Origin of the sequence: Vibrio sp. SCSIO 43136, from assembly GCF_023716565.1 — a bacterium.
Lineage (GTDB): Bacteria > Pseudomonadota > Gammaproteobacteria > Enterobacterales > Vibrionaceae > Vibrio.
The window spans coordinates 2,182,531-2,207,443 of record NZ_CP071848.1 but is presented as its reverse complement, the minus strand read 5'-3'; the positions used below and the strand labels follow the sequence as shown (position 1 = coordinate 2,207,443).

Here is a 24,913-nt window from a genome sequence, read left to right as displayed (position 1 = left end):
CATATCTGTACTGTAGGTATATTGGACAAACATCTACTATAACTTTTGAGGGGACCATGACTTACTTATTTTATTTTTTAGGGTGTCTGGCTATGATCGGATTAGGGGGAGTCGCTGGATATAATCACTCTTTGGGGTTGTATGCGAGTGATCAGTCGGAAGCAAGAACATTCACTATTATAGGAAATATTTGTTCATGGCTGATTTGGATTGTCCCTTTCGTCATTTATTATCAAGACATTATTCCTGGGTGGTTGTGCTTTGTACTTATTGTTTCAGGGACCATAGGTTTTGGTAACGGTAAAAGCCAATTGCAATCTGATGCCGCTCAATCAGAAAATAAGTAATTAGCTAAAATCAACAGCAAGGACGCTATGTGGCGTTACTCATTTCCAAGTTCATACCCACTTGAATTTTAGATAAAAATTTGTGGGGCTCTATACATATATAACCCTCACCACTTTACCCCCTCAGGGGGTGACTTAACCATTCATTACTTTTTCAAGAGAGTACTGTGCTTTCGTTTCTTGAAGTAGTAGTGATATAGCTCGCCAGTATCCTAGCCTTATCCCCTTTGTGTCCAAAAGTATACCTTATGGTCAGTGTCCGTTAATGTGTCCGAAAGTCCTTGACAGATACTTTTGGACACTCTAACGTAAAAAGCCTTAGAACTTTCGGACACTTTAGGGCTCCCAATGAAATACTCAACAGTTCGTCTTTCGGACTACGACTCATACGAAGAATGTCATGAAGCCATTGAGGCTATCGAGAATGATCCGTCCAATATTGTTGGTGGCTCAAAGGCCTTCTATAGCGGTTATGAGACAACACTGCTCAAAGGTGCGCAAGATAAGATCAAGGCTCTGGAGCGTCGTGCTGAGCGTTTTCTTCCTGATGATGAGGATGAGTTTGACTTTGAGGAAGACACCGCTCAGGAGATCACTACGGAGCCACAGGAGGCTACTAAAGGCCAACAGGTAGGGTACATTCGAGTCTCTACCGCAGACCAGAACACAGCCCGCCAGTTAGCAGACGTAAAGCTGGATCGTGTCTTTGAGGAGAAGGTATCAGCTAAGACAGTGGATAGACCTGAGCTGGTGGCTTGTCTTGAGTATGTTCGGTCTGGTGACACCCTTCATATCCATAGCCTTGATCGAGTGTGTCGTAGTGGCGCTGGTGATGCAGTAGCTTTGGTTGAGCAACTAACAAACAAAGGTGTAGGTGTTCGCTTTCACAAAGAAGGTATGGAGTTCTACGGTGATATGAGTGCGGCTCAGCGTGGTGTCTTGAGTATATTAGCTTCAGTTGCACAAATGGAACGTGAGCTTATTCGAGAGCGACAGTTAGAAGGGATAGCAGCGGCAAAGGCAGCAGGTAAACATATCGGCCGACCTAAGGCTGATGCTAGGCCAGAAGACGCTCAGAGGCTCAAAGCTGATGGGCTGTCGATAGCTGCTATTGCTAGAGATTTAGGCGTGGGTAGGGCGACAGTTTATCGGTTACTTGAACGGAGCTAATTTCAATTCTAATGATGTCCCCATCAGAAATTAACTCCAATGAAGCTAGCAACTTACCTTAGATTATAGTGACCAAAACTCCATCCGTTAACGGATGTTTATCCTTTTGTTTCAATCACTTAAGTTAATTTTGTGTTGATGGCATCCATAGGGCTGTGTAGGATTGGATTCAAATTACACAAATATGGAGTAACAATGATTCATTTATATTGCTTTGGGACTAAAAGAACAGGGGGCAGTCTAGGAGATCATCAGGCCGCTGCATGGGCTTTTTCCGTGGATATGGGACTGGAGCCATTAAGTCGATCAGGAATCTTAGCTGGTGGAAAAGTAGAAGGCTTTCGTGCTGACCTAAATGCAATTGTTGAAGGGTTAAAGCTTACACCTATCGAAACTAAGGTGACAGTCTACACTCGTAACCATCATGTGGTGAAAGGGATGATGGAAGGGGTCAGAAAGTGGCAGCAGAGGGGGTGGCAGACAGCAAATAAGAAGCCTGTAGCATGCCAAGAGCTTTGGTATCAACTATTGTACATGTGTGAAGTACGAGAAGTGTCCTTTGAGCTGGTTGTGGATGAAGATCTAGTTAAGTCTAATGAGCTCAAGCCATTAAGGAACATCGCCAAAAAAGCACTGGATGAATACGAGGAAGCTTTCATCAAGTACGCTCCCAATGTTTCTCCACCCCTGTTTTAACTGGTTGCATGCCGTTGTGATGCAATATTGATCACTTGGTTTAGTATTGTCGATTATCCCTTGACTCATTGAGCACAGTCCTGCTAATTTTCGCCACGTAGACTGTGTCTTGCACATAAAGAAGTATAAGCGGGAATGATATTAAGTTGTTGAAAATTAAACACTTAATTCTGTTTTTCTCTGCTGTAGCGCGCCCTTAGCTCAGCTGGATAGAGCACGTCCCTTCTAAGGATGTGGTCGTAGGTTCGAATCCTACAGGGCGTGCCATTATTAGAGAAAGCCGTTAACAAGTTTACTTGTTGACGGCTTTTTTCGTTTTTTGGGGGGTAGTTTTAATTGGAGTGAATAGCCTTCCAAATTCCGCTGGTAAATTGGCTAACTAAGCTATGAACTTTGCTCTAGTAAGCGGCATTCATAACCTCATGGCGCTCGTCATGATAGGTATCTTCATCTTTGCCTTTGCGCCAGTATGGCATTGCGTTGATATTTTTTCGCTCAACAGACAGTGTATTGCGGAGATAATTTCTGCATTGAATAACACACTCATTTTCGGCAGCAACAAAGGCGGAAATTTGATTCACATCTTCAGGAATTTGGCATTCTACTAAGACGTCAAATAAACTTCTCTTATCAGAATTTTTTAGTAACCAAACTAGTTTAATGCCTTGCGGGCATTGAATCTCATGAATATCCTCAGCGTTATATACTTCAAGTACGGCTATGCCTTTGGCTGCCGAATCTAAGTTTTCCAACAGAGCACTAAAGGCCGCAGCACCAGTTAGATCTGCTAGTACAATATGCCAATCGCTGTTATTGATTAGAGGGTATTGCCCACCTGGGCCCGCAACAGCAATGGTGTCGCCAGTATTCGCTGAAATAGCCCAGCCAGAAGCAGGACTGTTCGCACTATGGGTGACGAAATCAACATCAAGTTCATTCTGCTCTGGGCGATAGTACCTTACTGTATACGCCCTAGATACTGGCTTGTTTACTGGCCAGTTCATCACGCCATCTTGCATGTAAGGCAGCTCTAAAAGGCCCGTTTTAGCATTAGGAAAGAAGAGTTTGATCATCGCACCGTTCTGATCGTCTGGGAAGCCGTCCAGCTCGTCACCACTAAAGGTAATCCGCAAAAGATTTGGTGTAATATATTCCTTGCGAACGCAGTGAATAAGGCGAGGGCCAGTTCCTTTAGTCATCATGATTTCCTTAAGCTTAGTTAATACCCATGCTCTTGCACCGGCCAATTATCATTAGCAGGTGCAAAATATATTAAAATAGAATGTGCTTTTAATTATTACTACTGAATTGGAAGGTTGATGTCAACTTCAAAATATCGATCTTCAGGTTTAACTACTTTATAGGAGTCAAACCTAATTCTATTATCTAGGCTATATCCACTGTTGGGTAACCATACATTAAATACACCTTTATAATCATGTGCAATTATACTTGGATTGCCTTTCGCTGAGTAAGATGCAAACTTACCACCTTTAATAATACGTGTGTCGGTGGTTATATGTTCTGGTAAGACAGTATCCGAATCTATTTTAATGCAAATATCATAGATGCAGCGTTTTCTGTCAGTGATGTTAGGGTCGCTATAACACACATCAATTAACTGTGAATCATCTTGGACCAGGTCACTATGCTCATCGATAAACTTTGGCCAGTGCTCGACAAGGTCGCCATAGTCACCTATGTAGCGTCGGTACAATACTCTAATGTCTTCTAGCTGTCTAATAATCACACTTTTGTCATAGTATTCATAATCTTGGTATATAATTTCTTTCCCGTCGACATGGTTTACTAAGTCAAATTTTCTGTCTTTTTTGAGTTTTCTAAATTTTGCTGGAGAGATCCCATGGTGCTTGGTAAATGCTGAGCTGTAGTTTGATGAGCTGTACCCGTAACCTAAACCAATATCGGTAATAGAGTTGTTGGTATTGGTGCCAAGCACGATGGCACTATCCTCCATCTTAAGTCGTTTGATTAACGAGTAAATACTTTCGCCAGTAGATTTCTTAAATAGGCGACTAAAGTGAAACTTCGATAAATTGCAATAGCTTGCAACCTCTTCGACACCTAGATCACTGGTTAGGTTGTCGAAAATGTATTCAATGGCATTGTTAATGACTTTATTTGTTATTTCCATATAAGAATCGCTTGGTATATCAATAACCGACTTCTGTTCGAATTAAATACATTCTCCCAGAATCCTAAGTACTATTTAAATTTGACAAAAAAGCACAAATTCAGAAGTACAGAGGGATAAAGCTTTGTATCATCACTGGTTCGGTAATGATAATCATTATCTTATCAAAAGGAAGGGCATTGAGAAAGCAGCTTGAGATTATCAAATGGATTCGTTTGTTATCTTCGCCAGCTGTTAGACAAGTGTCGGGTAAACGCAAGTACTAGGATTCAAAACAGCATGAGTCGGATTTCTCAATCGGTTCCAGAAAGCAAAACGTTAACCTATAAAACTCAAGGGAAGTTTAGCCAAGTAGAGATTGTTTGGAGCGATAAGGACGTACCTCGTATCCAGGCGGATAACTATGAAAGCTTAGGGTTTGGTTATGGCTATGCGCATGCCCGAGATAGGTTAATTGAGCTCGTTGGACAGGCGATTGCAATGCGTGGCCTGCGTTCCAGATACTATGGCCCAGAAGCTTTTTCGACTTTAGGCTTTCTAAAAACGACTAACCTAAATTCCGACTTGATGTTTAAGCTTAGAGTAGCTGATGAGTGGGTAAAAGAAGAGTTTGAGCGATTAAACACCGAAACACAGGATTATATTTCTGGCTATGCAAACGGCCTAAATTACTTTGTTGATAACCTTTGTGACACACAATACCAGCAGCTCGTTGGCCAAGAGCCGATGGTTCGATTTAATGTTGAAGACATCGTACGCTTCACCATGCGCTTTGGGGTAATGAAGGAGTTAATTGAGATCGGCCCGCATCTAGTTGCTTCAGCCAATTGCATCAGTACTGGTGCGACAAATGAAAAGGTGTCACCTCATTGCACACCAGTTGAAGTAGAAGGCGGCTTTGGCAGTAATGCTTGGGCTTATGGTGGTGATGTTGTAGAAGGTGACAGTGCTATCTTAGTTGGCAATCCTCATTCTGCATGGCAAAGAAATCCTCATCAATTACGTATTTACATGCATCAATGTCATCTCACGATTCCCGGAGAGCTTGACGTGGCAGGCACCACTTTCCTAGGTTTTCCACTGCCGTTGACTGGATATAACGCCGATGTCTCTTGGAGCATTTTGGATGCAGCTACAGTCACTTCATATGTGATCCAATATATGGAGGTTAATCTAAAGCAAGACTCTGTTGAATATTTGATGGATGGTAAGTATCACTCGGCAACTATACGCAGCATTGATATAGAAACCCTGCAAGAATCTGGTGATGTAATTGTTCAATCCTACCAGTTCGCACAGACCCATTTAGGCACAATCTTCAAACTTCCCCAATCGCAAAATAGGCCAGCTGGCTGGTATGCAATTACCAATCCGGGGGAGAGAAATGCTAAGGGCTTGGATCAGTTTCTATCGGCGGCAAAGGCTGGTTCAACTAAAGAATTTATTGAGCAGATAGAACAGAACCGCGGCGTACTTTGCCAATTAGTTGTCGCTGACAAGTATGGTGATGTGGGTTACGTCGTTGCGGGGAATGTCCCACCAATCACTGACGATGCAATGGCAAGTGCCCATCTAGGAGGAGAAGGCGTGGCGTTTAACGTTTTGGATGGAAGCCAGTCAAAAAATTCGTTCCGTGACCAAAATCAGAGACCCTTGTTGGCAGCCAAATCGTTTTATCCCAACATTATCTCTCGTGGCATCATCCACAACACCAACAATAGCTATAAGTACAGCGAGTTTGGAAAGCAGCAGCCGGACTACCCGTCGGTATTTGGCCAACATAAACAGCAGCGAACACTAGCGGCAGCTAGGCTCGACTATGATCCTCGCCTGATAATGTCATATAAACGAATGCAAGAGATAAGTTCTAACGGCAAGGTTACAGCTCGTCGGGCGTTAGAAGTGGTATTTGATAACCGTAATTATGCGGCTGAGACGTTTCTTGATTGGATTTTGACGCTAGAGTCAAGTGATAGCTCAGCATCAATTAAGCAAGCATTTAAAGTATTGGCGAATTGGGATCGAAAGAACAATTCAGACAGTCGTGGGGCATTATTGTTTCATCAGCTTTGGGGCAAGATGATTCAAGCTGGATTGGTACGAGTTGTCGGTTTTGGGAACCCAGAGGTCGAATCCGAACTCTCTACTACGTTACAAAGCCAAGTAGCGATAGTAGAAGCATTAGAACAATCCGTGAGCGAGCTTGAGCAACTAGGTTTTGCTTTGGATACTGCCTGGGGTAGCGTTCTCTATCAGACGTCAGAGCAACATCCAATTTCTATGCATGGTGGATCTTACGAGCAAGGTATTCTTAATGGCGAGATGCCAGCGGAACTCACTACCGATGGCTTTGCGTATATCTTATTTGGTACGGCTTATTTGCAGCTAACTCAGTGGCAGGGAAGTTCAATTTGCCCACAGGTGCTATTGGCACATGGTCAGCGCGATGGGGTCGACTCTTTAGCCCGTACTTGTCAATTGAAGATGTTTTTGAATAAAGAGTTGTACCCGATGCCTTATTATTCGGAACAGTGGGATAAAACCAAGATTGTTGATCGAGTCACCATTGTCAGTAGTTAGTGTAATTTCCAGTCTCGGCTTTTAGTTTGCCTTTGTCTCCACATTTATTAATTCCACAAGAGTTTTTTCAAGGATGAAAAAGATTATTTTTGCGTTGGTGGTTGTATTAACTGTAGCTACCTCACCCAATGTTCTGGCTTGGCCAAGAAGTTTTGTTAATGCCGATGGAAGTGTCACAACCATCACCGCTAAACCCGCTAGAGTGCTTTCTACCTCAGTAACCGTAACAGGCACTTTACTAGCTATTGATGCACCGTTAATAGCAAGTGCAACCGATACGGTTGGTGGCTTTTTTGGTCAATGGCAGGTGATAGCTCATCAGCGATCGGTAAAGAAGCTTTGGCCAGCAGGTAGTGTGGATCTCGAATCTGCTTACCTTGAGCAGCCGGATTTGATTGTGGTATCCAAATCAGGGGCTGACTCAGCGCTTGATCAAATAGACGAGTTTAGAGCAATTGCGCCTACGATTGTTGTCGATTACAGCACCCAGTCGTGGCAAGCGTTGGCGAAACAACTAGGAGAAGCAATGGGCCGTGAAAAGCAAGTCGAACAAACAGTGACAGAGTTTGATTTACTGGTTGCCCAAGCTAAGGCCAAACTGAATCTGCCTGACGGGAAAGTTAATATTATTAGTTACCATGGTCCCGGGGTGACTAATGCTGTGGCCAAGGCCGAAGGCGCACATGCTCTATTGTTGGCTTCCTTAGGCTTTCAGCTTGAATCGCCAGATCCTAGCTGGCATACCGGGGCTACCTTTCATAGTGACTTTTTACGAGTTAATTATGAAAAGCTAACCCAGCTTGAGGCTGAGACCAGCTTTTTACTTGAGGCGACTGATCAACGAGCTAAGAACTTAATGTCAGATGAAGTGTTAAAAAATCTTCCGTCGGTAAAGAGCCAGCAAGTTTATGGGCTTGGCGAGAATACTTTCCGGGTTGATCTCTATAGTTCGAAAGAGATCATCAATAATATGCTTAAACGATTTGGTAGTTAGTGACTGATTGTGGCAGAAAAAGTTAATCCAGTGGCTGTGCATTTTCCTCAAAGCAAGCATTTGGAAAAGCATCGACTGAACGTCTCTCTACTGCTTGCATTAGTGAGTTTGCCTGTCTTAATGGTGCTTAGCCTTTTTGTTGGGTCTAGAGATATTGCTATAGCCACTACGTTAGAGGCTTTATTTCACTTTGATCCACAAAACTCTCAACACCTAGTGGTGCACTACTTGCGAATTCCGAGGACCCTACTCGCTGTAGTGGTAGGGGCTGCCTTAGGGGTCTCAGGTATCATAATGCAAGCCCTTACTCGTAACCCTTTATCTGATCCAGGGATCCTTGGAGTCAACGCAGGTGCAATGACCATGGTGGTGTTAGGCATTGCTTTGTTCGGCCTGACAAGTCTTGTAAGCCATATGTGGCTTGGGTTTTTGGGTGCTGCATTGGCTGGTTTTATGGTTTACCTGTTTGCGGGCAGAGGCAGGAAAGTTGATACCGTTCGAGTAGTTTTGTCCGGTACAGCATTAACGATTATGTTGCTGGCATTCTCCAGTTTAATCACCATTAATAGCCATCAAGAAGTCTTTCATCAGTATCGCCACTGGTCTGTCGGTTCATTGCAAGGACGTGGCTACGACGTGTTGTACCCAGTGACTATTTTTATTGCTGTCGGGCTACTTTTGTCGTTGGCTCTAGCGAAGCCGCTTGATTCCATCGTACTGGGTTTCGAGAAAGGCATAACACTAGGGATTAACCCAAAACTGGTTTGGGCTGGGTCGTGCTTTGTCGCAACGATATTAGCGGGCAGTGCGACCGCAGCCGCAGGCCCGATTAGCTTTCTTGGCTTGACGGCTCCCCATATTACCAAATTGATAGTGGGTACTGACCATAAAAAGCTTTTACCAGCATCTATGTTGATTTCAGCGCTATTGTTGCTTTTCGCCGACATATTAGGCCGTATCGTTGGTTATCCTGATGAAATAAGTGCCGGAGTTATGGTGGCATTAATCGGCGGGCCTTTCTTCCTATTTTTAATTAGGCGTTAGTGTGGTTACTGTTACAAAAGTACTTTCTTCTCGACATGTATACGCAGTGCGTTATAGGTCTGCTTCGGTCGTAGTAAATATAAAGAATGCATCTGTTGCAGGGCTAATGTTTCTTGCAGTTTTTGCATTGGCTTTGTTTGCGTTAACGGTTGGAAAATTGCCCTTTACTGTTACTCAAGTGATAGAACTATTACTGTCCCCACAAAGTGCAGAGTCAGGCTTTCAAACTAAGATCTTATGGGATATTCGCTTACCCAGAGTGCTAACCGCAGTTTTTGCGGGGGCAGCGCTAGGGATCGCAGGTTCAATTTTCCAGTCAATTTCCCGTAACCCTTTGGGTTCCCCCGATATTATTGGTTTTACCTCTGGTGCGGCAGCGGGCGCACTTATTCAGATCATCTACTTTGGTGGTGGCTCAATTCAGGTTGCAATTGGGGCTATTGTTGGTGGGGTCGTAACAGCTGCGATCGTTCTGGTACTGTCTTATCAAGGAGGTACCATTAAGCGTCAAAATCTGGTTCTAACCGGAATTGGCGTGGGCGCAATATTGAGTGCATTTAACGGGCTGTTGTTGGTAAAAGGAGAGATAGATAATGCTATCAGCGCCAACTTATGGCTTGCTGGTTCACTCCATGCTAGGACATGGGAACATGCACTTCCAGTGATCATTGGCGTTGCAATACTTCTGCCCGTAGCCAAACTATTTTCAACAGCAATCGCAGCCCTAGAGGTAGGTGAGTTACGTGCCCAATCAATCGGGGTACGAGTTTTAAAGCTACGCCTTATTCTAACGTTGTTGGGTGTATCACTGGCCGCATTGGCTACTGCATCAACTGGTCCTATCGCCTTTATCGCATTAGCCGCACCACAACTTGCAGTTAGACTAAGATGCACTGCCAACCTACCCATTTTTTCATCGGCCTTAATGGGAGCGCTGATATTGCTCATCGCCGACGTAGCCACCCAATTGATACCATTTGATATTAATTTGCCAATCGGAAGAGTATGCGGAATTATCGGTGGATTCTATCTGCTTTGGCTCCTCACCAGATCTCGTTAATTTAGTCACTTATTATGAAAATTTCTGACACTATAACCGCCAAAAAACCATCGCTGAGTGCAAAAAGACTTACGCTTGGCTATGGCTCTACGATCGTATGCGAGTCGCTAGATGTCACCATTCCAAGCGAAAAGTTGACAGTTATCATTGGCCCAAATGGATGTGGAAAGTCGACCCTGTTAAAAAGCCTGTGTCGACTCCTGAAGCCCAAACAAGGGCATGTAATTCTATGTGGCGAGCAAATACAGCGAATGCCAAGTAAAGACATTGCGAAACTATTAGGATTTTTGCCTCAAAGCTCTCCCATGCCAGAGCGAGTTACTGTGTCTGAGTTAGTTGCACGTGGCCGTCATCCTCATCAAGGAATATTTAGCCAATGGAGCCCAGAAGATGAGCAAGCCGTCAAGCAAGCAATGCAGATTACCCGAGTCGAAGAATTTGCTGATGTGACTGTTGATGCGTTGTCAGGCGGCCAAAGACAGCGAGTCTGGATCGCTATGCTGCTCGCCCAGCAAACGCCCGTCTTACTGCTTGATGAGCCAACCACCTACCTAGACATATCTCATCAATTGGAGTTGCTTGAGCTGTTCAAAAAGCTCAAGCAACAACGTGGGAATACAGTCATTGCTGTATTGCATGACTTGAATCAAGCCTGTCGCTACGCAGATCATTTGATTGTTTTAAGTGACGGTCAGGTAGTTGCTCAAGGAGCCCCAGATCAATTGGTGACTGCGTCGCTAGTTAGACAAGTTTTTGGTCTAGAAAGCCTAGTTGTTCAAGATCCAGTGACAAACACACCGATGATCGTACCTAAACCACCATTGATACCAGATGTCGTATGAGTAGTATTTTATCTTTTATGGTCTAGGCCTTATTTTTCACTTTAGCCCCGCCTAATACTCGATTTTGCTTATCTGAACGAAAGGCACAAATTCAGAAGTAAGTGCTTAAAACCCTTAGTAACATACGCCTAGTCAATGAGAATGATAATCAAAATCACAGTATGTAATTCGATAAGTTGACTGTAAAAACTAACGGTATGTACTTGGCAACGGAGCCTTTATTCTCGAGGAAAGTCCACATAGCACATGACCTTTTTACTCAGGTCACGTTATAGACGTGTCGGAAAATTAACAAAGCAGTGCTAAGCCGTACCCCCATAAAATCGAACTAAGGGAAAGCGGGCCCGATGGCTGGCAATACGGCGACTGAACAAAATCTAGGAGATTGACCCAATGGAATCATTGCGCATGGATCGCCACGCGAAAAGCCACCCGAAGCGATACCAGGTAAGTACACTTGCCGCATCTATCGCCTTTGTATGTTTTGGCATGCAATCTGGCCTAGCGATAGCTGCGGAAGAAACTAAAGATGGTACGGTCCCCACTTTAGTGGTTTATGGGGATAAAACAGAGCGCTCACTCCAAGAGACCAGTGCAAGTGTTGTGGTTTATGACCAAGACTCGATGCAGGAAAAGGGTATTAACTCGACTCAAGATCTATTGAGAATGAGCCCAAACATTGTTGATACAGGCTATGGCAATCAGATAGCAACTGTGCGAGGGGTGGATGGTTCTGGCCCAGGGGTAGGAGCTGCCGCATTTATCTCTGGTGCTAAACCAAGGCTAAATGTGTCTTTAGATGGACGAGCCCTTACCTACAACGAACTCGCCTACGGGCAGAACTCTATGTGGGATATGCAGCAGGCCGAAGTGTATCTTGGTCCTCAAAGCTATATTCAGGGACGAAACTCCATTGCTGGCACCCTAGTATTGAAAACGAATGACCCTATTTTTGAACGTCAGTTTTCGGTCAAAGGTGGTTTGGGAAATCATAGCCTCCAGCAAACGGCATTCGTATATAATGATGTTTTGGTCGATGATCAGGTTGCTTTTCGTATCAGTGCAGACAGGCAATATCAAGAAAGTGCTGTTGCGCTTGCAAGCTATGAGCCTGCGGGAAATTCTAAAGAAATAGAATCAAACGTTATCCGAGCCAAGCTACTGGTTGAGCCGAGTCAGATCCCTGAGCTATCTTCAACTCTTACGGTATCGCGCAATGACCACCGTGCCCCGCAAGGTGAGTATGTCCCAGATGACTCACCCAATGCCCCGTTTCCTTCTAAGCGTCCAGTATCTGAAGGAAAAACGAATAGCTACGTGTGGGACCTAACCTATGGAGCAACATCAAATATTGAGTTGGCGCTTAATACTAACTATGCCAACTTTGAAATCGAGCGTATCGTTCCTACAGGTGACAGATTCTCAGCTGAAATTAAGGGTAAGGAATATCATATTGAGCCTTCTCTACGGTATATTTCCGATTCAGAGGTGTTAGATCTTCTCGTTGGTGCGAGATATTTCAGCAACGACCAAGATGACTTTATTGACGGCATGGGCAGCTATGAAGACTACACCAAGACACGGTCTGTTTACTTACAAACTATTTATAACCTTAGCCCTAATTTGGTACTGACTGCTGTTGGCCGCTATGAGAGTGAGAAGCGCTTTAGAGAGGGTGGGACAGGCCCGTTTGCATTAGAGCTGGATAAGACCTACAACAATTTCTTACCTAAACTGGCTTTGGCGTGGAACGCAGACAAAAACAATACCTTTGGTGTGAGTGCAGCGAAAGGGTTTAGCTCTGGTGGCGCGGGGGTTAGCTTTACCACCACACCACCAGAGGTGTACACGTTTGGTGAAGAGTCAGTATGGAACTATGAGTTCTTTACTCGTCACCGACTGATGGACCAAAGCCTTCAACTTACAACCAATGTATTCTATAACGACTTTAAAGACCTACAGCAGCTTACAGGCTCTACTATTTCTAACTTAGATGGTGCAAAATCGTATGGTGCAGAAGCCACGATGGACTGGTATACAACAGAAGATCTCAGTGTGTTTGCTAATGTCGGCTTACTGAAAACTAAAATAAGTGACACGACCCAGAGCATCTATGATGGCAAAGAGTTTGCGCGTGCCCCAGGATTTACTGGTGCCGCAGGATTGAACTACTGGCTAGGTAATTTTGAATTCAATGGTAACGTTCAGTACGTGGGTGATCATTACTCGACTACAGATAATGTTGAAGAAGGTAAGATCTCAGCTTACACCACTGCAAATGCATCGATTGCGTATGTATTTGACTACGGCCACGTAAAGCTGTTTGCAAACAACTTGTTTGACTCAAACAGCGTAGTTCTCTACGAAGCTCGAGGGGCAGTCTATACCGACTCACCACTACGACAAAAAGCTCGTACAGTAGGTATATCTGCTCAGCTAGATTTCTAAGCCTAAACTTAGGCCAGCCCCGATGGTGCTGGCCTAATTTGGTTAGGGTGTGCATCACTACATCTAATTAGCCTAAGGCCCCCCTCACATTTAGTGCATATATATCTTAGGTTTAGCTCAAATTCTCTTAATACTTTTCCCTCCAATTCACATAATTAGTATACTGAGCGGCAACTTTTCAACCTACCTTACCTGTGTCTAGGATTGCTGAATGCTATGAAAAAGCTTCTATAAGGCATATTTCAGTAGCTGTACAAGGGAATAGCCAATGTTAGTCTTTAATTGCACCAAAGCGGCCGCAGATTTTTTCACAGTCACTCGTGGTGGCAAAAAACAATCCCCAATTGAGCAAGCACCCACATCAGTAATTGACGATACTGAGCAAGACAACCAGTTGGTCAGTTCTTGGTTAGTGCATGCCATCAAAATCCAGAGAAAATCTGTTCTTATCGCAGTTCACGTCCAAACTCGTTATGCCATGGTGTTTGTCGGGCTTAAAAAGGGCAGTTGGGTGGAGTTTACCCAGCAATTTACTGAGCGACTGTTTTACAACATGCAATTCTTCGGCGAAGCGTTCGACCTATGCGATGAGCAAGGCATTGGAAACATGTTGGCCAATTTCATCTCGATACATCATCCTCCCCATTTTTGCCAACGTGGCGACCGAAGCGTACAGAGCCACATAAACGAACTAGCATGGCAGTTTGAAGACCGAGTGCATGAGATTGGCTGCCTACCAGATGGCCCCGAACAGACCGCCACTTTTGATGAGTGGGCCAACAGCATGATTCGCTCGACCAAAAATCATAAAGGCTATTTTCACCCTGATGAGGAAATGTTCATCATATGGATGCAGTCTTATCGTGGGTTGGAAGAGAGCCAAGTTCAGTCGGTGCGGGAGAAGTTTATGCGATTGCGTGGGCATGTGGTTAGTCGTTCAAGTAGCTAATTGTTTAGGTGTACCCAAAGGCTAATATTGGGTGCTCACTTGGCTGCAATTAGGCCTTGAATGCTAGTCAACGGTAAACTAGTTCATTCTTTCCTAATACTTTTTGCCCACTTATCCTCATTATTAGTATACTGATCAGCAATTTCCCAACTCGCATTATCTATGTCCAACACCACCGCATTCTATGAGCAAAATGCTCACTCACTCGCTAATGAGTACAATTCAGTTGCCGCTGAAGATGTTCACGCATCTTGGAAAACCTTTTGGCCGCAACAGGGTGATTCAGTGCTTGATGTGGGAGCGGGCATTGGTCGAGATGCCAGTTGGATGGCTGGGCGTGGAGCCGATGTGATTGCATTAGAGCCAGCTCAAGCGATGTTGGATCTTGGTAAGCAGCACACAGGTGACAGTGTTACTTGGCTTGCTGACCAGTTGCCGTCACTTAAAAAGGTAGAAGATCTAGGGCTTCGCTTTGATCTAATTCTTGTCAGTGCCGTGTGGATGCATCTAGCACCTTCTCATCGAGCCAGAGCATTTCGAAAACTGTCCAACTTATTAAAAGCCAATGGTCGCTTAGTGATCACGTTACGTCATGGTGATTTCAGTGATGGCAGAATTAGCTACCCAGTCTCGGTGGGGGAAATTGAAAACTTCGCCAAAGACAGTGCTTTGTTAGTAAAAGATGTCACCAGTAGTGATGACTCTTTAAAACGCTCAGAGGTTTGGTGGCAGACAGTCGTACTCAGTTTGCCTGATGACGGAACAGGTGATCTTAATAAAGTTCGCCATATCATTGTAAACGACAGTAAAAGCTCAACATACAAACTAGCGTTACTCAGAGTACTGCTTCGTGTCGCAGATGCGCACCCAGGTTGTGTGATGAACCGTAGTGATGGTCAAGTAGAGATCCCTTTGGGGCTAGTGGCCTTATATTGGGTAAAAGCCTATAAGCGACTGATTGATTTCGGTAAGTTGCAGCAAAACAGCAATACCAATAAAGGCTTGGCTTTTGTGACAGAAGATGGTTGGCAGAAGATCACCCACTTATCACCAGATGATCTCGCAGTAGGTGCAGTGTTTTTGAAGGAAGAAGCAACAGCGCTACAAAAGACCCTCCAAGCCTCAATCAAAGCGATGAAAGACGGCCCAATCAAATTCATCTACACGGGCAGTTCCAGTGCGCCAAATCATGAGTTTTCAACGGTTAGCCCCAAAAAACGTCGGAAGGTCGAAGAATCGATTTGCTTAGATAGTCACTTCTTTGAAAGCTTCGGGTCGTTCATTTTGAAAGAGAGCCTTTGGGAGTGTTTTCGCATCTATAACTCGTGGATAGAGCCGCTGGTAGTGAATCAGTGGGTAATGCAAATGCAACGCTTTGAGTTGAACAAGCAAAACAACGTCTCACTACAAACTTACCATGACAGCATGTTGTGGCTCGAACATGACCACGATACCAGCTCAGTCAGAAAGCGTATTTCCGAGCTACACAACCAAGACCAGACCATCACTAGTGCTTGGAGCAACACCAAATTAAAAACAGGTATTCATGTTGACCACTGTTTGCCATTTGCCTATTGGCCAAACAACGATAAGTGGAACCTGCTACCCACGACAAGCAAAGAGAATCTAAATAAAAAGGATCGATTGCCAAGCCAACAAAGATTACTTGCAGCGCAACAGCGCATCACCGATTGGTGGGATATGGCTTGGGGACAAGATCCCAGCCATAAGCAACGATTTTTTGTCGAGGCGTCACTATCATTGCCTAATGTTCCTCCTGAGTGTGAGGACTTTGAAGAGGTCTTTGAGGCAATGGGTTTACAAATCCGTGGGGTGAAAAGCCGTTTGCTGGTTGCTGAGTGGTAAACACTATTTTTGATAATTGAGTCAATAGCTTACAAGCGAAAAGGCAATAGCCAGTTTTGAAGAGTGTCTCTAAAAATAGTGATTAACACTGTGGTTTAATACTTATATGCAACAGCAGGAGTATTTAAGTCATGGCAAGGAAAAATGACGGCATAATTTGGCATTTAATGGATGCACCTTGGTGGGTAAGTATCCTCTTTTCTCTGACATGTTATGTCGGTCTTACGTACATCCTTCCAGCATTAGCCGCTGAAAGTGACAACTTCTTCTATCAAGCGGTTTCAGTACATTTACCAACAATGGGTACTTGGTTCGCTATTCTGTTTCTCATTCCTGCACCTATCGCTTTTTGCAAACAGTATTCAAGAAAGCGAAGCTATCAAATAACCACCCAAGCCATGCAAGTTCAGATGAGTTCAGAACCGCTAGACTCACTCAACTGGTTAGAGTTTGAAAGCTACGTCGGTGAATACTTCAAGCAGCAAGGCTATGAAGTAAAGCAATTTTTCTCGCATAAACCCGACGGCGGCGTCGATATATGGATGAAAAAAGATGGGGAGCTAACCCTTGTGCAATGCAAACACTGGCGAGCACGAAAAGTCGGGATTCAAGTGCTGCGAGAAATGTATGGGGTGATGATCGAGCACCATGCGGCAAAGATGATTATTGTCACTTCAGGTGATTTTACGTCTGAGGCTGTGAAGTATGCTGCGGATAAGCGACTGTGGCTGGTGAATGGGTCGGAGCTTGCTCACATGGTTGCGGATGGTCGTCATTTTATGAGTGAAAAGCCCAAATCTACTGAAGCTCAAGAGGTGCCAGATTTGATTTGTCCTAGATGTAATTCGAACTTAGTCACGAGGAAGGCGAAACGAGGGCGTCGGCAAGGGGAAATGTTTTATGGGTGTTCGTCGTTTCCTAAGTGTCGGTATACGAGAGAGCTGGGTAAGCAATAACTTAATTTTGCCCCTTTCTGTGCTAGAGCTGATACTCGCAACATATATATAAATTCCTCTTTGACTTAATTTATCTAATTTCCCTATTATGAAACGAAGTGTCTATATGCTGAGTGGCAGTTCAAAGGAGGCATTGATGTTGATATACGAAGTAACCAAACCGGGTACTTGGATAGTTCACGAAGATCAAGATTGGGCATTTGAAGTTGAATCGCTTCTTAGGCACATAGAAGGTCAATTCTATGAGGCTAACTTAACGCTCAATATGTTCTTAGAATCGATTAGTTACCACCGTGCACCACCTAGCCGTGACCAGTGGCAACGTGACTCTGACCGTAGACGTGTAATTCAAACTGAAATCGAAAAGGGCTACCCTGACCCATACGCCCGTGAAGTCCATGATGAAATCTACATCAAGACTGAAATCCAGTTTAAACGTGAAAAGTGGCAAGCAGGTGAACTACCAAGAGAGTTTACACACAATCAGTCGTTCATCTATGCCAGAGCATTTCTATATGCCCTTGATTCATTCGATAAATTCATGAAAGTGCTCAAGAACAAAGAAGGCACACCAGAGGTTGTCGCTGAGCTTCACAATGAAATAGGTGATAATTTCCCTGACCTACGTGGAGTACGCAATACAGCGCAACACATGGAGGACAGAGCTAGAGGTCTTGGTGCTGGATATAGAGGTAAGCCGCCTCAACAATTAGACTTAAAACCTATAGACAATCAATTAGCTAAGGCTGATGGTGGCATTCTGTTATTGAACTGTCTCAATGGTACTAGGTATGGCTCTACCATGGCGGATGGCCACTATGGTGAAGTGGACGTATCGCCCAATTCAATGAATCACTTACACTCGATATTTGACCGATTACTCAATGCCTTTGAGTGGAAAGGTCCAAAGGCACATCTACCTAGTAGACCATGAATGCTAGTTACTAACTATTACCTCAAAGGTGAGAAAGCGCTCTTTTCGCATCAAAATGCAGATTAAGTGCGCTTAACAAACGTTAAAGGATTCAAGGTATTTTTATAATCTATAGCAGCTGCGTTGGTGCTATTACGCTAACGCATCTCTGCCCAAAAGTATGTTAGGGCGGTAAGAGGCTTCAACAAACCCCTAGCATTGAGCTGGGAGTAGCTGAATTATCCAACAATCCTAAATTCTCATGCCTAATACTTCATTTCCCCACGCCCAAACGCTACCTTACCTATACAAACAACAAACAAGGACGTCAGCATGGGAAAACAATTCAAATCACTCACCCATCAACACATAGACTTCATCAAAGCCCAAAAACTCTTTTTCGTTGGCACGGCGGCCGATACGGGCCGAGTGAATATTTCACCTAAAGGTGGAGACTCACTGCGGGTTATTGATGAAAATACCATTGCTTGGCAGAACCTGACGGGGAGTGGTAATGAGTCGGCGGCGCATGTGCTTAAAGACCCTCGTATGACCATTATGTTTTGTGCTTTTGAAGGTGCGCCGTTGATTTTGCGTGCTTATGGGGAGGCGAGGGCGATTCATCGAGGGGATGGCGATTATGAGCATTATGTTTCCCTGTTTCCACACAGTGTGGCGACTCGCCAGATCTTTGTGGTCGATGTGGATATGGTTCAAGGGTCTTGTGGTATGTCGGTGCCTTTCTTTGGTTATGAGAGCGATAGAGATGAGCTGGCTCGTTGGTCTGACAAACAGGGCGAAGAGGGGATTGAAAAATATTGGGCTAAGAAGAACCAGTCGAGTTTGGATGGATTTGAGACTGAGATCTTAAAGCGCTCTGGGATTGCGGAGGCCGAATAGCGACCTGTCTCAGCGTTAATCGTTGAAAACCATGTAACTATGCAATTTATAAGTGAGACTCGTCGCATAAAACTGGGAATAACAAATCATCTCTAGTGAAAATACAGGGTAGGATGAACGTCCCCCGTAAATAGTATGATTATTAGAGGTTTATATGGATAAGACCCAAATCTATCCGGAGTTTTCTGCGCAATTCGCTGCTAACATGGATGCGCTAGACTTTTGTTCGCCAAACGGCGGCTTCACCAGTTTTTCTGCTGCTGTCACCAGTGGCAGTGCGATGACCCAAGCACTGAATACACTGGCACCGAATGCCAGTTATCAAGAACTTCAGCTCAAGCTACCTCAGATTTCGCTTAGCGATCTTGAGCAAGAGTGTTTGGCCAAAGAGTATGTAGCGGCTGTGATTGCTAGCATCGCTTTGGCAGCAACACATAGTTTAGAGTGCGGTATGTCGGCAACTGAGTTGGCGAGCTTTCAGCGTCGTCATGGCTTGGAATTTGAGCAAAGCCTGAGCTTGTATGCGAAAAATGCGCACTTCTATGCGCCAAAACAGTTGCTAGCGGAAGCGAGCTAATCGCAAGCCAAGCACTGTGTTGCAATTAAGCACAATAGAGAACAGTAAAACGCCACGGTTTCCCTCACCGTGGCGTTTTTTATTAGAAGGTAAAATTGATCATGAAGGTGTAAACGTGGGCATCTTTTGGTTCACCTTCAAATTTCGGGGCATACAAGAAATAGGCTTCATGGAAGGCTTGATAGCTTTCATCTGACCCTGTCACGTATTGATATTCTGCATTGAGCGAGATCTGTGGGGCTATGTAGTAGCGTACGCCTGCGATGGTGTTTTGGCCTCGGCGACGTTGGTGCGCTTCACCGTAGGTGATGTAAGGCGTCCAGTCGCCCATGGTGTAGGCCAGCGTGGTATCCCAAGCCGTTTGCATGTTGTCGCTTTCTACTTCCGCCATGATACGCCAGTTATCCCACTGGTAGTCAGCACCCAAAGTGTAGAGGGTTAATGTCTGTTTGCGGGTGCTTCTAAACAAAGAGAAGGTGCGCTCAAACTCGGTATGCATAACTGCTGAATGAATGCGATAGTTATATCCTGCAAAATCTAAAGCTAAGCCGATGGAATAGTCCGACTTTATCTCAATTTGGTATTTGTTGAAGTCGAGCTCAGTTTCGGTGCCAATGCCATAAAATGGGGTTACCGTTGCCACCAGTTCATCAGTAATTTCGACGTTCCAGTCAATGGAAACACCATCATAATAGGTGTAGCCGAGCAACGCCTCATACACATCTTGCGGTGGTCTTGCCCAAACATAGGCGTGACCAACGTAGTAATATTCAGAAGCTAGGAACAGTGGCAAGCGTTGGCGGCCAGCGTGCAGTTCAAACTGGTTAAATTCATAACTGGCGTATAGCCATTCCAGTTCAGGTCTGGACCACTCATCGAGCGGGCGTTTCACCACTTGGGTAGAAAATCTCAGGTTGTCACTTGGCTGATAATCGAGCTGCAAGCCAAAGATGGTGTCGCAATCAAAACAGGTTTCGTTTTCTATGCGTCTTGTGACGAACAAAGGCACGTTATGGTCGGTTCTAGTGATTGAGGTGGAACCAAAGCCGCTGAGTGTTAGGTCTTCTCCCAACTGAATTACCGCATAAGATACTGGACTCAAAAGCAAAGAGGCTAGGAGAGTGAAAAATAGTTTCATTATTTTTCCCCCTGCAGAATGGTGATCAGTATATTGGCGTTTTCTGGGACCTTGTCCACAGGAGCATACGCTATTCCGTTGGGGTGTTGGTTTAACCACTGGATAATGTCTTTAATGTCGTCGCTGTCTAATTCTTCAGGTGGTCTGCCTTTGCCTGAAAATGACAAACTCGCCCAATAACCGTTCATTTGAGAAATAGATTTCCCCAATAACATTTTATAAAACTCTTCTCGATGGATTGAGGCTTCAGGAAGATCCACCAATACGATCTTAATGCTGCCGTTAAGTTTTTTTGTTCGCCCTTTGTAGATCATACGAGCTTTACTTTTACTCAACTGTGGGATGTCGTCGTTGAGAGAAAACACAGCAAACTCAACCTCTTGTGAATCATCTGCTAACACAGGTGTGGCACATAAAGAGATCGCTATAAAGGTTAGGGTGGTGATGAGTTTACTCAACACTCTGTTTTTATTTAACCAAACTGACACGAAATTATTTTTACCAGTAATATAAAAACCGCCTACTATTTATAGTATAGAGATCCATATAATGACAAAAAATTAATATTCCAAGGAGTTGGCATGAGCTTATTCAACCGTCTCTCGATAAGAGTGAGGTTGTTAGCGCTGGTAATTTTACCGATAGCTTTCGGTGGAGTTTTAGCTTGGCAAGATATCCAAAAACAGTATCAGCACGTCGAGGTACTGGGTCAGGTTGATCATAAAGTTCAATTAGTTAATGCCATTGCCCTATTAAATGCTCAAGCCCATACCCTGCAAACCAAGACTACTTCCAGTTCTGATTCTTCATCCCTTGAGCAACAGCTTGAGCAAGTTAAACAGCAAATCCAAACCGTTTCTAAGTTGGCATCTTCGGCACTTTTGCCGAATGAGCAGCCAGAGTTCTTAACTGCTTTAGAAGATCTTGATGGTGTTCTTTCTGAGCACAATGAGCTAGATAAGCAGGATATGTTGGATTGGTCGCTGTGGCTTAAAGACTTGCTAGAACAGATCTTAATGGTTACCGAAAAGAGTGATTGGGTTGGGGAATTTAGCGAGCAGATCCATCAAGACTTACAGGTGCTTTATCAGTTGCAATGGCTGCTTTTGTGGTCGCAACAGGAAAAAACTTATATTCATTATTTATTGATTGACCCCAAAGACCCCAATGGTTTGGCTTCTCAGTTGGTGAGGCTCAGTGAGCGTCAGCAATTGGTGGTGGATCGTTTCATTAATATCAACGCCAACGACCAGCAAATCTCCATGCTGCTCGAAGCATTTTCTGATCCTGCCTTTATGACCAGCTATCAGTTAAGAGACGTGATACTGACTGGAAAACCTACCCAGAAGCAAATTTTTGAAGGGTTAAGTGGTTATGACCGCCGTTTTGCTTTGATTCAAGCGACAGTGGATCACGTTAGTCTAGAGATCGTCAATGGCATCGGGCGGCAAGTACAGTATGCCAAGCAGCAGATGTGGTTGCTCTCGGCCACTGTTGTGCTCTTCTTACTTGGGTTGAGTCTGTTTGGGGTGGCTTTATCTCGGCGCATTACCAAGTTCTTATCTAATGTACTTAGTACGCTTGAGAATATTGAAAACCATCGTAATCGCACGACTCGATTGCAACTGGAAGGCAAAGATGAGTTGACGTCGTTTGGTCACAGCTTAAACCGACTGCTTGATGAGCGAGACAATAACCAAGCAAGGTTGATACTGGCAAAAGAAGAGGCTGAGCGAGCGAATGTGGCGAAGAGTGCGTTTCTGGCTAATATGTCTCACGAGATCCGGACACCGCTAAATGGGGTGATCGGCATGTCTTCGGTCTTGGCAGAAACAGAGCTTAATCCATCCCAACTTGAGTATTTGCAAACGATAGAAACCTCCTCCCAAACACTGCTACTGCTGATCAATGACATTCTCGATTTGTCCAAAATCGAGTCTGGCGCTTTGGTTCTGTCGCCATCCAACAGTGATGTTAAAGAGTTGGTGTATGATACTGTGTCTATTGTTCGCCACAAAGCGCAGGAGAAAGATATTCAGTTGGAAGTCTCTTTCTACCCAGATGTAGTGCCAATGTTCACCATTGATGAGCACCGTATTCGTCAAGTGATGCTTAACTTGGTGGGAAATGCGGTGAAGTTCACCGAACATGGCTCGATTAAGATAAGCGTTCGCTTCAGGCCAAGTACGCTAAAAATGGGTGAGCTTATCTTTAGCGTTAAAGATACTGGCATTGGTATCAGCCCTGAAAAGCAGCAAGCGATTTTCAATCCGTTTACCCAGGCTGATGGGTCGATTACCCGTGATTTTGGCGGTACAGGTCTGGGGCTGGCCATTTCTCAACAGCTGGTGGAAATCATGGGCGGGAAAATCTGCGTGCACTCCAAGCTTGGGGTTGGCAGTGAGTTCTATTTCTCGATATCCGTCCCTTATCTTGAAGGGCCAAGTGCTAAATTGCCGTTTGTGAATAAACAGGCCTTGGTGATTGAGAAAGACCAAGAGTATACCAAGCTGCTGGCGTCTGAGCTGAGTGAATTGGGCTTTGAAGTGGTGGAAGTCACTGAGCCGGATGCGCATCAAATCCAGCTAATTTCGCCTGCGGTGGTGTTTCTGTGCTTGGAGGAATCTCAAGACAGTAAAGCGCAAGTCAAAGCGGTGGTGCCTCATTTATCTAGCGCTTGTGTGGTGATTGCGTGTGCCCGAGACAAGCAAGTGTTAGATAAGATCAGCGATGATATTGATAGCCTGCTCGTGGCGCCAGTATTTGGTAGCCGATTACGCCGCACTCTTGCTAGCGCTTTTGCCCACAAGCGAAAAGGCAAAGGTCAACAAGTGCTCAATGAGGTCAAACCTAAAACGGGCAAGGTGCTTATCGTTGAGGATAACCAAGTTAACCAGCAAGTGGTCTCTTTGGTGTTGCAACGAGCAGGTTATGAATATGCGGTGGCCAATAATGGTGAAGAAGCGGTGAAAATGCTGCAACAGGGCGGTAACTACATCGCCATCTTGATGGACTGCATGATGCCAGTGATGGATGGTTTCAGTGCGACCTTGGCTATTCGAGCATGGGAAAAAGAGCAAGGCTATCGACGCATTCCAATCATCGCACTGACGGCGAGTGTATTGGATCAAGACATTGAGAAGTGTTACAGCTCGGGTATGGATGATTACGTCGCAAAACCGTTTAAGAAAGAGTTTTTGCTAGAGAAGCTGCAAAGCCATCAGCACAAATGAGTTGTACACCATAGCACCATGGTTTCTTGTCCTGCACGGCATAGATACGAGATAACTGTGACTTACCCCTCCATATGCTCATCTTCCTGATAGACAACTGATAACAAGCTCAAGGATTTATAAGCGATCAGCTTCTTCAATGTTAGTAAGATGTTAAGCTTGCGGCGATGAGTTTCTGGTAAGGTTGTACAAAAATGACAGAGAGAACGCATATCTTAGTGGTGGATGATGATGCGGAAATTTGCGAGCTGCTCGATGAGTATCTAAGCAAAGCCGGATTTAAAGTCTCGACCGCCAATGATGGTGAAGAACTCGAACAGCATATCCAAATGCAGGGCTATCCTGATTTGGTGCTGTTAGATGTCATGCTACCTGGAGAGGATGGTTTTTCTTTGTGCCAGAAACTGCGCCGCAAATCCAACCTACCAATTATCATGCTAACTGCCGTTTCTGATGAGACTGACCAAGTGATTGGGCTTGAGATCGGGGCAGATGACTACATTGCTAAGCCGTTTAGCCCACGAAATCTAGTGGCGCGGGTTAAGGCGCTTCTAAGAAGGGTGAATGTACTTGATGGTGAAACCGAAAAAGAAGGGCTGCCTAAAGCGATTCTGTTCGGTGATTTTCGACTCGATACCCTGTCACATCAGTTACTGAATCTACAAACGTCCGAAGTGTCTGAGCTTTCTGGCAGTGACTTTACTTTGCTGATGTTGTTTGTGCAGCGCCCAAACGAAATTTTGGATCGAGACACGATATCGATGGCGACAAGAGGCCGTGAGGCATTGCCATTTGAGCGTGGTATCGATGTGCAGCTCAGTCGTTTGCGCCATCGGCTAGGCAAAGAAGGCGCATCTTATATTAAAACCATGCGCGGCAATGGTTATATGTTTACCCTACCTGTCAGTTTTGAGCACTAATTCCCACAGCTCATAGTTACCTATTTAGTAGTAATTATTGAACCGCTACCTCAGTGATGTGCAAGATGAGGTACATATCAAAGTTATTGAAAAACCAAGGCTATTCTTCAAATCTCCCCAATAAA

Annotated in this window: 21 protein-coding genes and 1 tRNA gene; 18 read left to right on the top strand and 4 right to left on the bottom strand. The window is 44.6% G+C overall.

The window, feature by feature from the left end; all coding sequences use genetic code 11:
* The first annotated feature begins 56 nt into the window (after positions 1 to 56).
* The 4 genes from J4N39_RS10390 to J4N39_RS10375 all read left to right on the top strand — a co-directional run bounded on the left by J4N39_RS10390 (position 57) and on the right by J4N39_RS10375 (position 2,480).
* Positions 57 to 347: a hypothetical protein gene (locus J4N39_RS10390; protein WP_252018902.1), complete on the top strand. Its 291-nt coding sequence runs from the start codon at positions 57 to 59 to the stop codon at positions 345 to 347.
* A 348-nt stretch (positions 348 to 695) separates the two neighbouring features.
* A complete protein-coding gene (locus tag J4N39_RS10385; protein ID WP_252018900.1) occupies positions 696 to 1,517 on the top strand; it encodes a recombinase family protein in 822 nt (273 codons plus the stop codon).
* 195 nt (positions 1,518 to 1,712) lie between these two features.
* A complete protein-coding gene (locus J4N39_RS10380; RefSeq protein WP_252018898.1) occupies positions 1,713 to 2,213 on the top strand; it encodes an RNase H family protein in 501 nt (166 codons plus the stop codon).
* A gap of 190 nt (positions 2,214 to 2,403) precedes the next feature.
* Positions 2,404 to 2,480: transfer RNA gene (locus J4N39_RS10375), tRNA-Arg, on the top strand.
* 131 nt (positions 2,481 to 2,611) lie between these two features.
* On the opposite strand, the gene J4N39_RS10370 is transcribed toward J4N39_RS10375, so the two are convergent.
* Both J4N39_RS10370 and J4N39_RS10365 read right to left on the bottom strand, forming a co-directional pair.
* A complete protein-coding gene (locus tag J4N39_RS10370) occupies positions 2,612 to 3,415 on the bottom strand; it encodes a siderophore-interacting protein (RefSeq protein ID WP_252018896.1) in 804 nt (267 codons plus the stop codon).
* Positions 3,416 to 3,513: 98 nt separating this feature from the next.
* The gene (locus J4N39_RS10365) at positions 3,514 to 4,368 is read right to left on the bottom strand and encodes an AraC family transcriptional regulator (protein ID WP_252018894.1); all 855 of its coding nucleotides are present in this window, start codon (positions 4,366 to 4,368) and stop codon (positions 3,514 to 3,516) included.
* Positions 4,369 to 4,647: 279 nt separating this feature from the next.
* On the opposite strand from J4N39_RS10365, the gene J4N39_RS10360 reads away from it, so the two are divergent.
* The 12 genes from J4N39_RS10360 (at position 4,648) to J4N39_RS10305 (ending at position 19,497) form a co-directional block, all read left to right on the top strand.
* Positions 4,648 to 6,948 (top strand): penicillin acylase family protein, encoded by a 2,301-nt coding sequence (locus tag J4N39_RS10360; RefSeq protein ID WP_252018891.1) that lies wholly within the window; start codon positions 4,648 to 4,650, stop codon positions 6,946 to 6,948.
* Positions 6,949 to 7,021: 73 nt separating this feature from the next.
* Positions 7,022 to 7,942 carry a Fe2+-enterobactin ABC transporter substrate-binding protein gene (gene fepB, locus J4N39_RS10355; RefSeq protein WP_252018889.1) on the top strand — a complete coding sequence of 307 codons (921 nt, stop codon included), beginning with the start codon at positions 7,022 to 7,024 and terminating at the stop codon, positions 7,940 to 7,942.
* 120 nt (positions 7,943 to 8,062) lie between these two features.
* Positions 8,063 to 8,986, top strand: coding sequence for a FecCD family ABC transporter permease (locus J4N39_RS10350; RefSeq protein WP_252023700.1), 924 nt, complete (start codon positions 8,063 to 8,065; stop codon positions 8,984 to 8,986).
* 1 nt (position 8,987) lies between these two features.
* Entirely contained in the window at positions 8,988 to 10,046 is a 1,059-nt protein-coding gene (locus J4N39_RS10345) for a FecCD family ABC transporter permease (RefSeq protein ID WP_503063245.1), read from the top strand.
* A gap of 14 nt (positions 10,047 to 10,060) precedes the next feature.
* Positions 10,061 to 10,888: an ABC transporter ATP-binding protein gene (locus J4N39_RS10340; protein WP_252018884.1), complete on the top strand. Its 828-nt coding sequence runs from the start codon at positions 10,061 to 10,063 to the stop codon at positions 10,886 to 10,888.
* A 393-nt stretch (positions 10,889 to 11,281) separates the two neighbouring features.
* On the top strand, positions 11,282 to 13,336 hold the full coding sequence (locus J4N39_RS10335; protein ID WP_252018882.1) for a TonB-dependent receptor: 2,055 nt from the start codon (positions 11,282 to 11,284) through the stop codon (positions 13,334 to 13,336).
* A gap of 268 nt (positions 13,337 to 13,604) precedes the next feature.
* Positions 13,605 to 14,285, top strand: coding sequence for a DUF6933 domain-containing protein (locus J4N39_RS10330; protein ID WP_252018880.1), 681 nt, complete (start codon positions 13,605 to 13,607; stop codon positions 14,283 to 14,285).
* Positions 14,286 to 14,447: 162 nt separating this feature from the next.
* Entirely contained in the window at positions 14,448 to 16,151 is a 1,704-nt protein-coding gene (locus J4N39_RS10325) for a class I SAM-dependent methyltransferase (RefSeq protein ID WP_252018877.1), read from the top strand.
* 131 nt (positions 16,152 to 16,282) lie between these two features.
* Entirely contained in the window at positions 16,283 to 17,107 is an 825-nt protein-coding gene (locus J4N39_RS10320; protein ID WP_252018875.1) for a restriction endonuclease, read from the top strand.
* Between the two features lie 136 nt (positions 17,108 to 17,243).
* Positions 17,244 to 18,041, top strand: coding sequence for a hypothetical protein (locus tag J4N39_RS10315; RefSeq protein WP_252018872.1), 798 nt, complete (start codon positions 17,244 to 17,246; stop codon positions 18,039 to 18,041).
* A gap of 312 nt (positions 18,042 to 18,353) precedes the next feature.
* Entirely contained in the window at positions 18,354 to 18,920 is a 567-nt protein-coding gene (locus J4N39_RS10310) for a pyridoxamine 5'-phosphate oxidase family protein (protein ID WP_252018870.1), read from the top strand.
* A gap of 154 nt (positions 18,921 to 19,074) precedes the next feature.
* On the top strand, positions 19,075 to 19,497 hold the full coding sequence (locus tag J4N39_RS10305) for a hypothetical protein (RefSeq protein WP_252018868.1): 423 nt from the start codon (positions 19,075 to 19,077) through the stop codon (positions 19,495 to 19,497).
* Between the two features lie 82 nt (positions 19,498 to 19,579).
* Here J4N39_RS10305 and J4N39_RS10300 read toward each other — a convergent pair whose 3' ends face one another.
* Positions 19,580 to 20,635, bottom strand: a complete 1,056-nt coding sequence (locus J4N39_RS10300; RefSeq protein ID WP_252018865.1) for a porin — start codon at positions 20,633 to 20,635, stop codon at positions 19,580 to 19,582.
* The gene (locus tag J4N39_RS10295; protein WP_503063204.1) at positions 20,635 to 21,093 is read right to left on the bottom strand and encodes a hypothetical protein; all 459 of its coding nucleotides are present in this window, start codon (positions 21,091 to 21,093) and stop codon (positions 20,635 to 20,637) included. The genes J4N39_RS10300 and J4N39_RS10295 overlap by 1 nt, the downstream gene beginning before the upstream one ends.
* Before the next feature lie 123 nt (positions 21,094 to 21,216).
* Between J4N39_RS10295 and J4N39_RS10290 the strand changes: the two genes are divergently transcribed.
* Together J4N39_RS10290 and J4N39_RS10285 are read left to right on the top strand one after the other, a co-directional pair.
* Entirely contained in the window at positions 21,217 to 23,868 is a 2,652-nt protein-coding gene (locus J4N39_RS10290) for an ATP-binding protein (RefSeq protein WP_252018861.1), read from the top strand.
* Positions 23,869 to 24,062: 194 nt separating this feature from the next.
* On the top strand, positions 24,063 to 24,788 hold the full coding sequence (locus J4N39_RS10285; protein ID WP_252018859.1) for a response regulator: 726 nt from the start codon (positions 24,063 to 24,065) through the stop codon (positions 24,786 to 24,788).
* Positions 24,789 to 24,913 lie beyond the last annotated feature (125 nt).

Excerpts from the sequence above, each read along its gene's own strand:
- J4N39_RS10315 (WP_252018872.1), top strand. The coding sequence starts at position 17,244 with ATGTTGATATACGAAGTAACCAAACCGGGTACTTGGATAGTTCACGAA.
- J4N39_RS10305 (WP_252018868.1), top strand. The coding sequence starts at position 19,075 with ATGGATAAGACCCAAATCTATCCGGAGTTTTCTGCGCAATTCGCTGCT.
- fepB (WP_252018889.1), top strand. The coding sequence starts at position 7,022 with ATGAAAAAGATTATTTTTGCGTTGGTGGTTGTATTAACTGTAGCTACC.
- J4N39_RS10335 (WP_252018882.1), top strand. The coding sequence starts at position 11,282 with ATGGAATCATTGCGCATGGATCGCCACGCGAAAAGCCACCCGAAGCGA.
- J4N39_RS10310 (WP_252018870.1), top strand. The coding sequence starts at position 18,354 with ATGGGAAAACAATTCAAATCACTCACCCATCAACACATAGACTTCATC.
- J4N39_RS10370 (WP_252018896.1), bottom strand. The coding sequence starts at position 3,415 with ATGATGACTAAAGGAACTGGCCCTCGCCTTATTCACTGCGTTCGCAAG.
- J4N39_RS10350 (WP_252023700.1), top strand. The coding sequence starts at position 8,063 with ATGGTGCTTAGCCTTTTTGTTGGGTCTAGAGATATTGCTATAGCCACT.
- J4N39_RS10360 (WP_252018891.1), top strand. The coding sequence starts at position 4,648 with ATGAGTCGGATTTCTCAATCGGTTCCAGAAAGCAAAACGTTAACCTAT.
- J4N39_RS10390 (WP_252018902.1), top strand. The coding sequence starts at position 57 with ATGACTTACTTATTTTATTTTTTAGGGTGTCTGGCTATGATCGGATTA.
- J4N39_RS10330 (WP_252018880.1), top strand. The coding sequence starts at position 13,605 with ATGTTAGTCTTTAATTGCACCAAAGCGGCCGCAGATTTTTTCACAGTC.
- J4N39_RS10365 (WP_252018894.1), bottom strand. The coding sequence starts at position 4,368 with ATGGAAATAACAAATAAAGTCATTAACAATGCCATTGAATACATTTTC.
- J4N39_RS10320 (WP_252018875.1), top strand. The coding sequence starts at position 16,283 with ATGGCAAGGAAAAATGACGGCATAATTTGGCATTTAATGGATGCACCT.
- J4N39_RS10290 (WP_252018861.1), top strand. The coding sequence starts at position 21,217 with ATGAGCTTATTCAACCGTCTCTCGATAAGAGTGAGGTTGTTAGCGCTG.
- J4N39_RS10300 (WP_252018865.1), bottom strand. The coding sequence starts at position 20,635 with ATGAAACTATTTTTCACTCTCCTAGCCTCTTTGCTTTTGAGTCCAGTA.
- J4N39_RS10325 (WP_252018877.1), top strand. The coding sequence starts at position 14,448 with ATGTCCAACACCACCGCATTCTATGAGCAAAATGCTCACTCACTCGCT.
- J4N39_RS10380 (WP_252018898.1), top strand. The coding sequence starts at position 1,713 with ATGATTCATTTATATTGCTTTGGGACTAAAAGAACAGGGGGCAGTCTA.
- J4N39_RS10285 (WP_252018859.1), top strand. The coding sequence starts at position 24,063 with ATGACAGAGAGAACGCATATCTTAGTGGTGGATGATGATGCGGAAATT.
- J4N39_RS10340 (WP_252018884.1), top strand. The coding sequence starts at position 10,061 with ATGAAAATTTCTGACACTATAACCGCCAAAAAACCATCGCTGAGTGCA.
- J4N39_RS10385 (WP_252018900.1), top strand. The coding sequence starts at position 696 with ATGAAATACTCAACAGTTCGTCTTTCGGACTACGACTCATACGAAGAA.